Origin of the sequence: Novacetimonas maltaceti, from assembly GCF_002906255.1 — a bacterium.
GTDB classification, from domain to species: domain Bacteria; phylum Pseudomonadota; class Alphaproteobacteria; order Acetobacterales; family Acetobacteraceae; genus Novacetimonas; species Novacetimonas maltaceti.
In genome coordinates, this window is sequence record NZ_POTC01000058.1 from 1 (window position 1) to 15,837 (window position 15,837).

The following is a 15,837-nucleotide window of genomic DNA, read 5'->3' on the forward strand; positions in this document are numbered from 1 at the left end:
CGCGTCAAAAAACAGAAAGGACAGATCCTCTTCTTGACCGCCCGCCCGACTGTGCCTGAAATAGCATCTGGCTGGGTCAATTCCTGATGAAAAACCCGGGTCAGTTCTCAGTGAAAATCAACACCTTCATGTCACGCCAGCCAACCGGGATGATCGTGCCGAGGTCGGACGCCTCGCCGCTGCCATTCAGGAGGCCACTGACGAAAGCGTCGAACTGGCCTATGTCGATCAGGGATATACGGGCTCAAAACCAGACGAGGCGGCTCGCGCGCACGGTATCGCACTCGAAGTCGTCAAATTGCCCGAAGCCAAGCGCGGCTTTGTCCTGCTGCCGCGCCGATGGGTTGTCGAGCGGTCTTTCGCATGGGCCACACGATGCCGCAGGCTCGTCAAGGACTACGAGCGTTACGCTTCAACCCTCGCAAGTCTCCATGTCGTCGCTTTCGCATGTTTCATGCTCAGAAACGCCGCTATACTCGCTCAAGGTGCATAACACCCTCTAGTTGTTTAGTCCCAGGGTTTGATGGGTTGGATTGATGATGAATCTTTCCGGGTCTGAAGTCCAGATCCTGCAGATGTATTCATAGGGCGTGAGACCTTTGAGGGTCTTGAGCCTTCGTCCAAAATTATAGGCGGCTATGAAATCATTGAGGTGAGACCTCAACTGCTCATGGCTGTCATGATGAAAGCGTTTGACAGTTGCTTCCTTGATCGTGCGGTTCATCCGCTCGACCTGGCCATTGGTCCAGGGGTGATTGGGCTTTGTCAGGCGATGCTCGATCCCGTTGGCCTCGCAGATCATGTCGAAACGCATGGAACGTGACCATGCCATACCGCGGTTACGGGGCTGCTCAGCGAACTGGATGCCATTGTCGGTCAGGATGGTATGAATCCGGTAGGGCACGACGCGCAGAAGATGTTCGAGAAACTCCCAGGCGGTTCTTCTGTTGGCCTTGTCCGTGAGTTGCACCACCGCGAACTTGCTTGTCCGGTCTATGGCGACGAAAAGATGCAGCTTGCCTTCAGCGGTCTGGACCTCGGCGATGTCGAGGTGGAAGAACCCGATCGGGTAGCGTCTGAAGCGCTGACGCTTCGGTTTGTCCTCTTCAATGTCAGGCAGGCGTGACATCCCATGACGCTGAAGACAGCGATGCAGGGCTGAGCGTGTCAGATGCGGGATGGTGGCCTGCAACGCATAAAGACAATCGTCCAGCGGCAGTAAAGTATGTCGCCGGAAAGCTACGACCATCGCTTCGTCCATCTCGGACAGAACCGTTGAACGCGGCTCCTTGGGACCGGTCTTCTGATCCTCGACAGTCGGACGCTTCCGCCATTTCGCCACCGTTTTTGGATTGATCCCAAACTTCTCGCTTAGCGCCGAGAGCGAAGCCTGCGATCGCTGTATTGCTGCTCGCACCGCGTGCGTGGTCGTGGCGCTGCCATGACGTATCTGCCCCATAATGCTTCCTTCCACTCGCGTGAAAATACCACACCATCAAACCCTGGGACTAAACACCTCGTCACCTGAATCTGAAGTTCGGCTCATTGTCTTGTGACAAAAGCGTTTCACCGAGGCGAGGATCTGGTCGGCTGATTTGACCCACCGATACGGCCGTGGATTTTCGTTATGTGCGTCGATAAAAGTTGTGATGTCGGCTTCGAGCGCAGTTGTTGACCGCAGACTGCAGATCGTTGCAGATCGTAGACGTCCTGGGTTCAAGAAGTGCCCCCATCCTGGCCAGCATCATGGCATCTGCCCGATCCGTTTTTGCAAGATTCCCGGTGGCTTCAGCAAACTTTCTTGCGTGCCGCGGATTGATCCGTGAAAATGGGATGCTGGCCGTGGCCAGATGACTCTCCAGTTGACGATGGAAAGGGCCGGTTGCCTCGAAGGCAACATGCACAGCATATTGTCTGCCAATCCATCGTAGAAACGTTCTGAGGCCTTTCGTATCGTTGGAAGTCTGGATCAGGACACCAGATGGATATTGAGCGGCATCAAGATGATCCTTGGAAACGTCAATGCCAACAACAACGGCATGACTCTCCAGCTTTGAGCATGTCTGTGCCATTTCCCAATTGTCCTATGCTTGTCATCCGGGATTTTCTCCCAGGTATCCGTTCAGGCCCGAAGAAAAGAAGAGGCGGTCATACTCATTTGCGGCCCATCATGGCCTGTCCTGACTCGACCCGCTCTCTCCAGCAGTCAGGAGGTGGCCACCTCCTGACTGCTGCCTTTGTCGCATACAGCGACCCGGATTTCATAAGACAAGTCCTGAGCCTAATCAGAAAATCGCAGATAGATTATCCCGACAAAAAACAAACTTCACCACATTAATCGTGATCGGCTACGCTGTCTGTTTTGACAGTCGCCATATAACATGCGGTCGCAGAAGGAACTACGCTCATTATTATCTCCAAAATAATTCATAGATATTCACGAACATAGAGTTGATGTACTTCAATATACGCCTGAATTTAGCCGAGACATTTAAATTCAACTTGCGCTACGCCGCAGATAAGGCGGAATATAAGTCATGGCAGAAAGAGACGTGCTCACGTTTTGCCATAAAAAACACAAATAAATGGAGGTATCCGTATAGGGATTTACATATATAGAAATTGTTAAGATATAAAACTCGCGGATACGTGTCGGTTAATCTCTTTACCATATGTATCTATATTTCGTCTTGACGACGTGGTCCCTATTCCAAAAAAGGGCCTGTAATGAATACTGATCCATTCCGTCTTCGTGTTCTCAAGGCCATAACAGCAGCCTTGAAGGACATTACGCCCGCGAACGGATATGCGACTGACCTGTCCGACTACGTCCCTTCGGGTGACAGCACAACGGTCTCACGCATTTATCGCGGGCTGGATTGGCCTCCGAGCACCAACGTGCAGCCGGTAATAACACTACTGGATCGACATATCAGCAAGACCGAACAACTTGCTGAGGCTTTGGGGATATACACCGGCGCATTGACAAAACCCGTTCTGCCGTTCGATAGCTGCGACCAGGTAAACGCCTGGCATATACGACTAAAGGGCTTCGCCGAGGACGACCCAGTCAATCCGACCGACAATGCTGCCGTACTCCTATCCGACGTACGCAAGCGCCTATTGATAGAACGCCAGCGTGCGCATCCGGTCCAGATCCGCCAGCCTGATCCATTGGGCATGGGCCTTGTATCCGCCAATGGATCGGGCAACGCGATTGTTGACCTGCTAGTCGGCCGTGGAGAGGTTCGTCCAGGCAATACGACATACAGTCACGTGTACTGGCACCTCGACCTTGTCTTGTCTCTTGCTGAAAACGGCATGTCACCATACGCGTAATTTTTTCTTCAACTTGTCTGCATCATGCAGGTGTTTCTTATTTCCGGAGAGTTAAAAAATGATTACTGATAACTATACAATGGGTCGTGGCGAAGCGTGGTTTGCGCCCTTTTCTGACCCAGTCGCCAAAACTCTGCCCGAAGGCGGCGGCTTCCGTTTCTTAGGTAATGTGCCAACATTCAATCTGAGCATCGCTGCCGATACCTATCAGCACTACAAGTCTACCCGTGGCATTCGTGAAAAAGACCTCACTGTTACCCTGCAGGCCAACCGCACGGCGACAATCACTGCGGAAGACATTAGCGCTGACAACATTGCCCTGTTCTTTATGGGTACGACTGCTACCGTTTCCCAGGCGGCGTCAACTGGAAATTCAGAAACTTTTGGCAATGTTATGCCGGGCAACAAGTACCAGGTTGGCATCTCTGCAACCGCTCCTACTGGTCTACGAGGGCTGTTAAATCCCGTGCTCAAAGCAGGGACAACCACATTGGTTGTCGGGACCGACTACGTAATCGATCCCGTACGCGGAACGTTCGATATCCTGATCGGAGGAGCTGTACCAGCCAGCGGTTCGAGTGTAACACTGACTTATGATCTCTCTGCAACCACCCGGGTGCAGAGCATTTCTGGGGCCTCGACCGTCTCCGGCGCATTGAAGTTCGTGAGCTACAATGCTGTAGGAGACAATATTGACTACTTCATGCCCTATGTCACGATGTCTCCCAACGGCAGCTTTGCGCTGATCGCGGATACGCTTCAGGCACTCCCTTTGACCATCGGTGTGCAGGTTTTGGGCAATCAGGCTGCGCTTTACGCTGACGGCCAGCCCGTCGCAGGGGTATAATCAGATGGGTCTCCAGGACATTGTGCTGGCGACCGCAACGGTGACGGTCTCGGACGGCGTACAGTTCGCTGTCCGGGGCCTCGCTCCTTATGACGTTGCGGTGCTATATACTCGATATCAAAGCGACATGACAGATATGTTCCGTCGGCTCACAAGTAAGACGGGTGCCGGCGAGACCGTGGATCTTGAGACTGATATAGTCATGCAGGCCCCGGAATTGGTGTCCGCATTGATTACCCTCGCATCGAATACAGATCCAATCGACGACGCGTCGTTTCAGAAAGCTGTGGCCATTGCAAAACAGCTTCCTCTCGGAGCACAGATGGATGCGCTAGAAAAAATCGGGGAGTTAACGTTTTCCTCCGACATGCCGCCGGAAAAGTTCGTGCGCCTGATTGTGACAACCATGCGACGCATGACCGCGACAATTCAGGCGCAAACCCCAACGACGCCGCTGAACTAAAATCATGGATATGGAGCATTCGCAGACAAGTGAGCCTGTTACGAAGTCATGGGCATTCCAATGCAAATCGATACCCCTTGGGAATGCTCCACGATGAAGTGCAGATTATAATCCGGCGCCGAAATAATGAGATTGCTTCGGAAGCACTCATTTTCAGACGAATGGTGATGTCTGTGTTTTCTCCGGGCGAAAATACAGGGTTTAGTGAATTAATTAGACGGCTGGAAGGAATATAAACATGTCGAACAATACCAAAAGCTCGACCGGAAGCCAGACGCAAGATATCGTTTCTATTGGGAACGATGTAACACCAACTTCTATTCTTTTTCGATCCGCTTTTGCCGAATCAATTAAGGCATTGTCAGACAGTACAGCCGCGTTAAGTAGTCAACTTAAACAAATAACTAGTGTTGCTGGAGATGCCGCAAAAGCAACAATTAATTATGGCAATGAAATTGGTAAGGCATTTTCAACGAGCGCATCGAACGGTCTCGGAGATTTCCTACAAGGCATCGCAAATGGAAAAAGCGCGCTTCAATCTCTGAAGGCAGCTGCGATTGATTTCGGTATTAGCTTTACCAAACAACTTGCTGACATTTCCTTAAACTCTCTGTTCTCCAATGCTTCCGGTAATACTGTGGGCGAAGGCATGAGTAGCTTTGGAGATATACTTGGTCAGGGATTGTCAAGTATCGGAAAGAGTCTCTTCTCGTCGATATTTCATGATGGCGGCATTGTGGGTGGCTCAGCCTCCATGCGCAGCGGTATCAGTCCTTCAGCGTTCGCCGGGGCAGTGCGCTATCACACTGGCGGTCTTGCAGGTCTAGCACCGAATGAGGTCCCAGCAATCCTGCAGCGCGACGAAGAAGTACTGACTCGCAGTGATCCGCGTCATATCCTCAACGGCGGGACCGGTACAAGTGCGGCGGGCAGCACGCAGTCCATTCGCAATGTGCTTGTCATGAATCCCAAGGATCTGGCCCAGGCCGTCTCTGGCGCGCATGGCGAGAAAGTCGTGCTGACGCATATCAAGAACAATGCAGCTTCCGTTCGCTCAATACTGGGAGTCAACAGATCATGAGTATCGACCAACTTCCCGTCTGGCCGTTTCGCCCCAACTGGGCGGATCCGCTGACCGAGGGGATGGAGTATCTGACTTCGGTACTCTCGTCTCCAGCAGGAGCCGAGCAGCGACGCGCGCTGCGCTTCTTCCCGCGGCGTGATTTCGAGTATTCTATCTTTCTTGCACGCCAGGATCGGGCATGGGCCGAAAACTATCTGCGTAATACCGGGGCGTCAAAATATTGGATGCCTTTATGGGCCGACGCTGTCGAAGTTCCAGCAGGTTCCGTGGCAGGTCAAACGGTTATCCCCGTGGAGAATGCGGCTGATCGTGAATACACGGTCGGGGGCACCGTAACGCTGGTGGATACCAGTACATGTCGGATTTCGGATGCCCTTGAAGTGACCGCAATCGGCGCAAACTCGATTACAATGGCCAATCCTTCAAGCGCTAGCTTCGTGGCCAACGTGTTCGTAGCGCCTGCCATCAAGGCGTACCTCAATCCGACCGACCAGAATGGCATTCAGCTGACGCGTCTGAGTGACTCCGTCCTCACGACGAGCACGCGCCTCTACCACGCCGAACCAGGCGAAGTGCAGGACGTGGATGCGGTACCAAATGGTCCACTTATTCTGGACGGCCTTATTGTCAACGCATGGGCCTATTCGTCGGGGCGCGGCGATTATTTCCATGCGAATAGCGGCACATCTGAGGGGCAGTTCATTTTCATTCACGCCGCTCTCATGGCGTCCACGGTCCTGGCGACAGGTACGACGCAGGAACGTGCGGCGTCGCGCTGGTTCCGCAAGTTGGTCTATACGATGCTCGACGCCATGGGAGACGGAAGCCTGAATGGCCCCATGCTGCGTCAGCCGGTGCCAACCGATCCAGATACGATCTGTGAGCTGCATTGGCTGTTCGCTGCACGTGGCGATATCCCAGAACGAAATCTGCTTTATTCGTACGAAGCGACACCAGGCGATGATGGGAAGCTGCGTATTACGGAAAACGCCCGTGGTGCCAGCGTTTACGACGTGATGATGATCTACCCGTCAACATCGCAACTATTGTATGACGGCGTAAGCAGTCCGGCATACGACATTGCCAATCCCGGCAATCCTACCCAGACGACCCTGACTTCGGACGACTGGCAGGTAGAACAGTTCGATACGGCTATTACTATTCCGGCCAAAAACGATCATGGCGATCCGAACCCGTCGGGTAACTACAAGATCGTCTATGGCTATAATGGGGCGGCCATGATCCCATGCAAATGGGCCTATGAGGCATACCCTGACTGGACGTTGATTGCGCCGGGTTACGCTGCCTGCGCCCCGGACACCTTCCGCTGGTTTGACGCAGCGATGGCTGACGTCATCAATTTCGATACCCGCGCCGGGAACGCCGAAAAGTGGAGCAATCTAAGGGCCGCGATGCGTCGGACGTGCTGTAAGGGTCAGTCGATCGACGACCTGCGTGTAATCCTTGAGCCAATGCCAGGTTTTGACGCCATTCCGGTCAGCGGCGACCCCACTGGCATGTTCTGTTACAGCGACAATTCGAATGCACAGCCCCCGAGTGTGTCGGGAGCAAATCCCGGTTGGACTGGGTATTCGTTCTGGTCACGAGATGATGCAGGCAATCTTGTTGGCACTATTCCTACGTCCATCGATCGGCAGTTCGCGCAACTTCCCGAATTCGTCCAGATGTTCTTTGAGATTGCATCGGGTAATTTTACGGGCACGTTGCCGGACACTATCTCGCAAACGCAGATTGGGCGAGGATTCGACGATGAGTGGCGCGCCGCTGAATCCTATCAGGATCCCGATTGGTACATCTATCTCGAGGTTGCGAGCAACAGACCTCTAGCCAAGGGCGAACTCTGTCTCCTGTACCTCTCGGCAACGCAGCAGTATGACCAGGACCAGCGGTGGTTTGCAGATCTCTCAACGATCGATGGGTGGAGTCCGGTCACTGACGACAGTACAACTCTCAACAAGCTGAAAATTCCGCTTTCTGCGTTCCGGCTTCGCAAGGATGGAAGCGTCGGGTCAACGGACTGGGGTGCGACATTGGTCGCCGGCCAGACACTGCAGGCGTACGGCATTTCCGTCGAAACGGTCGCACCTATCACTGTGCGTATCGGAAAGCTCAGACCCCTGTCTGGCGTGTCACAGGCGTGGGTGGACGCCAATATGGATCAGGCCCTACTTGGCAGTAAGATGCCGTTCTTTCCCGGCTCCCTGCCATTTGCGATCAACGCCGACACGCGCAAGCAGATGTTTGTCGGTTGGAACGGGTCTCCTTTCCACGGGTACCAGCAGCCTGATCTGTGGCTTACCATGGAAACGGATGCTGAGGCGGTACATCCGGACCTCGATCCATCGCGTGACCTGGCTGTTCCGGCAGATGACGGCTCACTAACATTCCCGATCAACCCAACGGATTCCGCTGGTGCGACAAAGCCAAAGGCTGCAATGTTGTGCGAACAGCAGATCCAGTTTCTGGCCAAGGCGCAGGCCCATTGGCATGCCGATGGAGGACCCCTGGGGCCATTTGCGCACACTTTCGTCATGAATACACCGGCTCGCTCTTCCCTGGGGAACCCGACGCCGTACACCTGGGTCTATGTGAACGATGATCCGAATACCCGATGGGGCGGCTATCAGGCGCGTCCGGTGGAAAGTCTCGCCAAGCTGGTACTCGGAGCAAACGGGCAGACGGGATGGAAGGATGCACACGATCTCGCGCTGACCACGGTCATGAATTGGTATGACTGGTTTTACGCGAACTGGGCGGGTTCACCGCATCATATCTTTACTGACTTTATCGACCCGAAGCAGGGGCCGGTACAGGCCAACTATGATGAACCCCATATGGCAGCCCTGCTACTGCGAGGTTGTCTATGGCTCAAGATGGCCGGACAGATGACCTACGCTGATACGCTGATGGTCAAGCTGTGGGATTATCTGGAATATATCTGGTCCTACAATCAGGGCACAGCTATGGCTGGTACCTGGTCCGATAATCCGTCAACTCAGGATTGGTACGGCTTCTGGCATGGCGAGATCATCATCACGATGTCCCTCCTGCTTCAGAGTCCCACCCAGGTGCCGTCGGGCATTGATCTGACCCTGGTACGACAGCGTCTCATGGATACCTACCAGTGGCTTACGGACGTAGGCGTCAAGAGCTCCCTGAGCGCTGAGCTGCCCGGCCAGACCAATTGGAATGGCTACGGCGTAATAACGGTCGAGCCGAACGAAACACAGGATATGAAACGTGTCCTGACACGCCTCATGTCCGAACTCGACAACGATATGGCGCCCCCCCTGTTCTCGGATACAGCAAATCGGGCTTTCGAACAGCAGCAGATGAGCTTCAGCTTCGAGGGCCGAGCAGATCTCGCATCGTTTGTCGCGTTCTTTGAGGCATGTCGCGGCCAACAGGTGCCTTTCTGGATGCCCACGTTCATGGAGGACTTCGTTCTCAAGAACGATATCGCCGCCGGCGACACCCAACTCACTGTTCAGGACGTTGGCTACACCGATTACACGTTTTCCGACGGGACGCACCTAAACGTCGTGCTTCAGTACGTCGATGGCACCATGGATTTCTGCGAGATCATAGACGCGGTCAAAGGCGGCGATGGTACCGAAGTTCTCATACTTCAGGAGCCTATCGAAGAAGCTCGTCCGGTCCAGTCGGTCGCGCGCATCAGTTATCTCAACCTCATGCGCTTTGCCCAGGATCGGATTGAACTCAATTACATGACGACCAAGGAAGGCGTCACAACCCTGAGCGTTCTGGTCGAGTCCGCACCCGAACTGCGCCAGGAAGTTGCCGCATTCTTCAGCTGAATGGACCCGGAAAATGTCTTTTGACTTTCTTGAACGTTCTAACCACAAGTCCCAGATCGTTTCGCTGTACGAGTTTTCCGTCGGTGTGCAGCAGTCTGATGGGTCGCTCCTGTTCGGACAACAGGCATGGCGTTATACCTCCCAGGACAGTGACGTCACGCTCGACAATGTCGTCTACTCATCGGCACCTGTTGACGACAATGGCGCGTCGATAACCAGCGAATCCCAAACGGACCAGTTTTCAATAACGCTCCCATCGTCAACCGAACTGGCGCAGATCTTTCGCGCGGATCCACCTTCGGCGATGATGCGGGTAACCGTTCGACGGCGCAACGTTGGCGATCCGGACGCTCCAATCTACTGGGTTGGCGTGGTGTCCTCTGCCGATCATTCAGACGATCTGACCACGACACTGGCGTGCACCGATCTGACGGCAACCCTTTCACGTAACGCAAACCGCTGTTACTGGTCCAGATCATGTACCCGGGCGCTCTATGACAATCTCTGTAAGGTTGACAAGACCCAGTACAAAGTCGACGTCGCGATAGACGCGATTGACGGAACGACCATTACCAGCGCAGCTATCGGGACTTACGAAGCGGGTTATTTTGCGGGCGGTTTTATCGAATGGGAGCGCTGGCCGGGTGTGTACGACCGTCGCGGGATCGAAGAGCATAACGGCACGTCCCTCTCCCTTATCGGATCTACCGATCAGCTTCAGGTCGGAATGACCATCCAGGCCTACCCCGGTTGTGACCGCACCACTGGTACCACCGGATGTGGCCGGTTCAATAATATGTCGAATTACGGCGGCTATCCGTTCATGCCCGGAAAGTCTCCGTTTGATGGAAATCCCGTTTTTTACTGAGGACACATCATGTTTGGTCTTATATTCTCGATTGTGTCTCTGGTCGTCAGTACGGTCTTGCAGATTGTACTTGCACCCAAGCCGATCAACGCGGCACCCGCCACAATGAAAGATTTTGACTACCCGCAGATCGAAGAAGGCACGGCTCAGCCAATCCTGTTTGGCGACATGTGGTCAACCGGCTGGTTCGTGACCTGGTATGGCAACATGCGCACGTCTGCGATCAAGTCTTCCGGGGGAGGCAAGAAATGAGCGAGCCCTGCATTTCGCTTGCAGATATCCGTTCCGAAAAGCTCTGCATGGCAGGCGCACGGGAATGGTTTCGGACACATGGGCTGTCCTGGAACGATGCCGTTCAGGGCAGGATCACTTTGGCGCAAATCACAGCGACCCATGACCCGCTCGGCGAGAGGGTTGTGACGGCAGCAAAGAAAAGGCTGGGGCTACAATAAAATGGGCGGTCATTCAGGAAAAAATAGCCAGATCATCGGCTATAAATACTACATGTCGATGCTCATGGGGATCTGCCAGGGGCCGATCGACGCGCTGACCAATATCACGGTTGGGGATCAGGACGCATGGGACGGTTCCATGACGGATGAATCCTCGATTTACATCAACAAAGGGAATCTTTTCGGCGGACAGAAAGGTGAAGGCGGAGTTGTTGGGACACTTCGCTCACTTTTCGGGAGTGCCAGCCAGACCGTGCCTTCCAACATCAAGAATACCATTGGCAGTGATGCCGGGGTATCGGACATGCGGGGGATTGCCTCTGTGTGGTTTGATGGCCAGGTCTGCGCCATGAACCCATACCCGAAGCAATGGAAGTTCCGCGTAAACCGCCGCATGTCGGGATGGGATGGCCCGGTATGGCAGCCTTCACTGTGTGAAATCGATCTGACCAGTACCGTCAGTGTGGAATCGGTCGATAATGGGGGCACGTCTACCTACAAGACCGTAACAGGCACCATACGGGCGATGAACCCGGCACACATCCTGTACCAGCTTCTCACGGACACGGTATTCGGACGGGGCTATCCTCGCACCTGGATAGACGACGTCGGTTTTCTGGCCGCAGCGACACAGCTCAAGGCAGAACAGTTCGGGTTGTGTACCAGCTGGGATACCAAGAACCAGGAACTGGCGGATTTTATCCAGCAGATCGTCAATACGATTGGTGCTTCGCTGCATATCGACCGGACTTCCGGTCTGATTACGCTCATGCTGATCAGAGGCGATTATGATCCCGATATGCTGCCGGTCTTTGATCGAAGCAGCGGCCTGCTTGACATCTCCGAAGACCAGACTGGAGCCAGCGGGGCGGAAGTAAACGAGCAGATCGTCTCTTACTATGACCCGATTGGCAATCAGACGCGACAGGTGCGTGCACAAAACCTCGCCTCGATGGAGTCCCTCGGGTACAAGAACTCAACCAGTACCGAATACCAGGCCATTCCCACCGCTGAACTCGCCGGACGCGTTGCCGCACGTGACCTGAAAACGCAGGGCACCAATCTACGTCGGTACACAATCAAGCTCGATCGCCGGGCGTGGAAAGTCTCTCCAGGCAGTGTGTTCAAGATCCATGTGCCTGAACGTGGTATTGACAATCTGATCTTGCGGGCGGGTGATATTCGTGACAGCAGTCTGACGGATGGCACAATCCAGGTAGCCGCTACGATTGATGTCTTTGGACTCCCGTCACAAGCATACACAAACGCCGTAACCTCGACGTGGTCCCCTCCTCCGTCCGGTCCAGTGGCGGCTACCAACTACATGGCCCAGGAGGCGAGCTACCGCGCACTTATCCTTGCCTTCGGTTCCAGCGAAATACAGTCCGTTGACCGACAGGCCGGCACGATCGAAGTGTTTGCCGCGAAACCGGTCAGCACTGGGCTGTCTTTCAGTATGGACGTCTCCACTGACGGGCAGACATGGAGCGATGATGACGATGTCGCACCATTCACCGATTTCGGTGTGACGGCAGCGGCAATGACCCGTTGGACTACGCAGGTTGTTATCGAGCAACTGACGGGAGAAGACAGTATAGCAGTCGGCCAGGCAGTGCAGATCGATGATGAAATCATGCGCATCGATGCGTGGGATGAATCCACCGGAGATTTGACCGTTGCGCGAGGATGCGTGGATACTATTCCCCAGCCCCACGATGCTGGCGCCCGTGCCATTTTTGTTGATACCGGCTCTCTGGTCGAAGAAACCGAGTATGGTCAGGGCGAGAACGTCACGGCTCGCATTATCACCAATATGCTCAATGGGTCACTTGACACGGATCTCGCGCCAACGGTGACGGTTGGATGCTGGGGCAGGCAGGGACGACCATGGCCACCGGCCAATGTCCAGGTTAATGATGAAGCATTCGACGGCAATCCGGTTATCTCTGGAGATCTTACCCTCATCTGGGCAGGACGAAACCGTCTTACCACCCAGGACGTCCTGATTTCGTTCAGTGAACAGTCGCAGGCAGTCGAAGCGAACTGTCAATTCCGGCTGGTCATTACGTCCGGCGGAAATACGATCGACAGCATCGATATTCCCGGCGACACGTTTGAATGGACGTGGACTGTAGCTGGTCAAACGGCTGCCTTCGCCAGTGACCCCATTGGATCGGATGAACAGCGGAGCGTTACATTCACCCTGTCGTCGTTCTTTTACGATCCATCGACAAAGGTGTTTATCGACTCCTATCAGTCATATGTCTTCGATGTGCTGCTGACCGCGCCACCGCCGTTACAGGTCACGGCCGAAGTCCTTTCGACACCGACCGTTTTTGGCGGAGCAATCGTCAGTTCAAAAAGTATTCAGGCCATCACGGTTGAAGGTCTCTCCGCACCCGCCAAGTTCGGTGCCGCGACCGTCACCGTAAAGCCCGAAGGGGTAGAAGGCACCACGCTCGTCCTACCGATGGCGTGGCAGCCTGCGACCATTACCAAACATATCTATGATTGAGGCAAAACATGGCCAGTGGATTTTATACCAATTTCAAGGCACTTCTGGGGAGCGCCCAATGCAACCTGACGGATACCACCTTCAAGGTCGCTGCTTTCTCCGGTAGCTTTGTATTCGATCCGTCAAATGTCTACCTTTCCGAGATCAACGCAAACCAACTCGGTTCAGGCATTCCTTTGCAGGACCCCGCGATCGTTGATGGATTCCTTACAGGGACGACAAACGACTTTTATGACGTGCCGAACGGAGATGTCATCTCGGTCCTTGTCTACTACCGGGAGACAGGTGACCCGAAAACGTCGCCCCTGATTGGTTACGATGACGGTGCTGCCGGACTCCCGTACACCTCGGACGGTACGAATATCAAATGCGGTTGGCCGAATAACCAGGTCCTCGCGCTCTAGTCAGTCTTTTTTTACCTGAACCCACATATTCCATAACTTCGAACACAAGAGAAAACCAATGGCAAATTCCCTGTATTCCGTGTTTCTGCAGCAGGCCCTGACCAAAAACATTGATGTCACGGACGGTTCGATCCGACTGGCTTTGCTGGATAATTCCTATTCGTTCAACGCAGGCGACGCTGACACAACGAGTGCACTTAAGGCGCTCGTTGGCGCCGCGGTAGCGCCTTCCGCTGCTGTTACCGTGGCTGGGGGCAGTGTCACCATACCCGCAGCTACATTCGCGGCGATCGCAAGTGGCACAACCGTCCAGGCCGTGCTCGTTTATTCGGGAACGACACCCATTGCATATATCGACACCGCAACGGGCATTCCGGCCAGCACTGATGGAAGCACGATCACGGTATCGTGGACGGCAGCGGCAATTACGCTTGGCCTGACGGCAAGCTGATACGCCCCAAAAGTCCGGATAAAGACAATCCGGTGACTTTCCATAAAAAGAGGCAGGAAGCCGGTCGCAACCGGCTTCCTGCCGATACTCCAGTCTCCGCTCGAGGAGATTTAAACTGTTAGTAGCGGGGGTCTTGTGGGACGCGCGATACATTCCATGCTGTGCGGGACCAATTATCCGGATCTGGAGGTCGGGCGCGTACTGTGGTGTTTGAGCGTGCTGGCCATGATCATTTTTCAAGGCGCGGCGCTCTGCACAAAAGGACAATCCTTTGATCCGGTAGCGTTCGGTACAGGCGTCGCTGCGCTTCTGGCAGCTGGCGGGTTCGGAGTAGCGCTTAAAGACCGCTCGACTTTCAGGATGTCGGCTGAGGATGAGACAAAATGACTGGCATGGCGACACCCGATGCGTTCGTCGAACATATCAGTAAATCAGGACTTTTTGATAATCGCCCCACTGCTTCACAGCTACAAGGTAGTCTGTTCCTGATTACATATATGGGAAAGGCGGCATGGCCGCTAGGATGGTCCGCGTATGGCCTGGCCACCGCCTACCATGAGACCGATGCGACCATGAGGCCCATAACCGAATTAGGTGGTTATGACTACTTCATGAAGCGGTATGACATAAGTGGTACGAACCCCAGTCTCGCCAGAGAATTAGGAAATAGCAAAGTCGGTGATGGCGCGCTGTTTTGCGGCCGGGGTTATGCACAGTGTACTGGCCGTGCCAATTATGCCATGGCTGACCGTGTGTTGGGCACGGACGGCGAACTGATAGCCGATCCAGATCGGATGCTGGATCCCGATATAGCTGCACGCCTCCTTATTATCGCTATGGAAAACGGTGATTTTACAGGCCGAAAATGTGCCGATTATCTCGGTCCAAAGACATCAGAAGTTCTTGTTTCGCGCCTCCAGTTCCTGAACGCGCGAAGGATCATAAATGGTTTGGACTGTGCCGAGGTGATAGCCGGACAGGCGCTTCTGTTCCAATCCGTCCTGCAACTCTGCAAGTGGCATTGATACCTTTGATCTGGATATGACGATGAGCTTATTTGATGATGTGACTGACTGGAAAGTAAGGCTATTTGCTGTCCTTTCGGCTTGCCTTCTGGTGATAATGACTGGTGGAATGATCGCAACGCGGTTTGAGCGTAGCGACCTTCTCCGCCAGGTGAAGGGCTTACGCACCCAGATATACAATCCGGACGACGGATACGTCGCTCGATTGACCCAACTTCAGTCCAATCTCCTGGCTTGCCGCGACGGCATGATACGACAGAGCGAATCTATTCAGGCGATGTCAGATCAGGACGAGGAGCGGATCAAAGCGATACGGGCACAATATGATAGTGAACGGGCCAGTTGGGAGACTGCAGTCAGACAGACCGTCCCATTTCTTGATCCAACCATATCAGGACATAAGTGGCAGGATCAGGTTCTTACTGAGGTGGTCCCGTCCGTTCGGACAGTTTTGCGGGCTTGATAAGCTATACCCGGTTGTTGTTATGCCGCCCTTCTGACGGCGTTGCTGTTGGCCATCTGGTCCGGGGTTAACCCCGGACCAGATGGC

At 54.1% G+C, this 15,837-nt stretch carries 16 protein-coding genes and 2 pseudogenes; 15 read left to right on the top strand and 3 right to left on the bottom strand.

Features of this window, described 5'->3' with window-relative positions; genetic code table 11:
- Window positions 1-124 precede the first annotated feature (124 nt).
- A pseudogene (locus KMAL_RS14140) lies at window positions 125-493 on the top strand (transposase); the annotation flags it as partial.
- Between the two features lie 6 nt (window positions 494-499).
- Here the strand turns inward: KMAL_RS14140 and KMAL_RS14145 are convergent.
- From KMAL_RS14145 to KMAL_RS14160, 3 genes and pseudogenes are all read right to left on the bottom strand, one after another.
- Window positions 500-1,459 (bottom strand): IS481 family transposase, encoded by a 960-nt coding sequence (locus KMAL_RS14145; RefSeq protein WP_110096257.1) that lies wholly within the window; start codon window positions 1,457-1,459, stop codon window positions 500-502.
- Window positions 1,460-1,495: 36 nt separating this feature from the next.
- Window positions 1,496-1,675 (bottom strand): annotated as a pseudogene (locus KMAL_RS17920) (hypothetical protein); the annotation flags it as partial.
- Window positions 1,626-2,072 carry an IS110 family transposase gene (locus KMAL_RS14160; RefSeq protein WP_110096259.1) on the bottom strand — a complete coding sequence of 149 codons (447 nt, stop codon included), beginning with the start codon at window positions 2,070-2,072 and terminating at the stop codon, window positions 1,626-1,628. The gene KMAL_RS14160 and the pseudogene KMAL_RS17920, both read right to left, overlap by 50 nt.
- Window positions 2,073-2,727: 655 nt before the next feature.
- Here KMAL_RS14160 and KMAL_RS14165 point away from each other — a divergent pair.
- From KMAL_RS14165 to KMAL_RS17330, 14 genes are all read left to right on the top strand, one after another.
- Window positions 2,728-3,339 carry a hypothetical protein gene (locus tag KMAL_RS14165; RefSeq protein ID WP_110096260.1) on the top strand — a complete coding sequence of 204 codons (612 nt, stop codon included), beginning with the start codon at window positions 2,728-2,730 and terminating at the stop codon, window positions 3,337-3,339.
- Window positions 3,340-3,397: 58 nt separating this feature from the next.
- Window positions 3,398-4,186 carry a phage tail tube protein gene (locus KMAL_RS14170; protein WP_146044228.1) on the top strand — a complete coding sequence of 263 codons (789 nt, stop codon included), beginning with the start codon at window positions 3,398-3,400 and terminating at the stop codon, window positions 4,184-4,186.
- Window positions 4,187-4,190: 4 nt separating this feature from the next.
- Window positions 4,191-4,649, top strand: coding sequence for a phage pre-tape measure protein (locus tag KMAL_RS14175; protein ID WP_110096262.1), 459 nt, complete (start codon window positions 4,191-4,193; stop codon window positions 4,647-4,649).
- A 238-nt stretch (window positions 4,650-4,887) separates the two neighbouring features.
- Window positions 4,888-5,730, top strand: coding sequence for a hypothetical protein (locus KMAL_RS16975; protein ID WP_146044229.1), 843 nt, complete (start codon window positions 4,888-4,890; stop codon window positions 5,728-5,730).
- The gene (locus tag KMAL_RS14185; protein ID WP_110096264.1) at window positions 5,727-9,572 is read left to right on the top strand and encodes a hypothetical protein; all 3,846 of its coding nucleotides are present in this window, start codon (window positions 5,727-5,729) and stop codon (window positions 9,570-9,572) included. Before KMAL_RS16975 ends, KMAL_RS14185 begins: the two co-directional genes overlap by 4 nt.
- A gap of 13 nt (window positions 9,573-9,585) precedes the next feature.
- Window positions 9,586-10,440, top strand: coding sequence for a phage BR0599 family protein (locus KMAL_RS14190; protein WP_007396632.1), 855 nt, complete (start codon window positions 9,586-9,588; stop codon window positions 10,438-10,440).
- 9 nt (window positions 10,441-10,449) lie between these two features.
- Window positions 10,450-10,692, top strand: a complete 243-nt coding sequence (locus KMAL_RS14195) for a hypothetical protein (RefSeq protein WP_007396631.1) — start codon at window positions 10,450-10,452, stop codon at window positions 10,690-10,692.
- Window positions 10,689-10,892, top strand: a complete 204-nt coding sequence (locus KMAL_RS14200; RefSeq protein WP_007396630.1) for a hypothetical protein — start codon at window positions 10,689-10,691, stop codon at window positions 10,890-10,892. Before KMAL_RS14195 ends, KMAL_RS14200 begins: the two co-directional genes overlap by 4 nt.
- A gap of 1 nt (window position 10,893) precedes the next feature.
- Window positions 10,894-13,407 (top strand): phage tail protein, encoded by a 2,514-nt coding sequence (locus KMAL_RS14205; RefSeq protein WP_110096265.1) that lies wholly within the window; start codon window positions 10,894-10,896, stop codon window positions 13,405-13,407.
- Between the two features lie 8 nt (window positions 13,408-13,415).
- Entirely contained in the window at window positions 13,416-13,811 is a 396-nt protein-coding gene (locus tag KMAL_RS14210; RefSeq protein ID WP_007396628.1) for a hypothetical protein, read from the top strand.
- A gap of 58 nt (window positions 13,812-13,869) precedes the next feature.
- Window positions 13,870-14,262 (top strand): hypothetical protein, encoded by a 393-nt coding sequence (locus KMAL_RS14215; RefSeq protein ID WP_007396627.1) that lies wholly within the window; start codon window positions 13,870-13,872, stop codon window positions 14,260-14,262.
- A gap of 156 nt (window positions 14,263-14,418) precedes the next feature.
- Entirely contained in the window at window positions 14,419-14,649 is a 231-nt protein-coding gene (locus KMAL_RS16980; protein ID WP_141299407.1) for a hypothetical protein, read from the top strand.
- 5 nt (window positions 14,650-14,654) lie between these two features.
- Window positions 14,655-15,287 (top strand): hypothetical protein, encoded by a 633-nt coding sequence (locus tag KMAL_RS14220; RefSeq protein WP_208624786.1) that lies wholly within the window; start codon window positions 14,655-14,657, stop codon window positions 15,285-15,287.
- A 22-nt stretch (window positions 15,288-15,309) separates the two neighbouring features.
- Window positions 15,310-15,750, top strand: a complete 441-nt coding sequence (locus KMAL_RS17330) for a hypothetical protein (RefSeq protein WP_167400169.1) — start codon at window positions 15,310-15,312, stop codon at window positions 15,748-15,750.
- Window positions 15,751-15,837 lie beyond the last annotated feature (87 nt).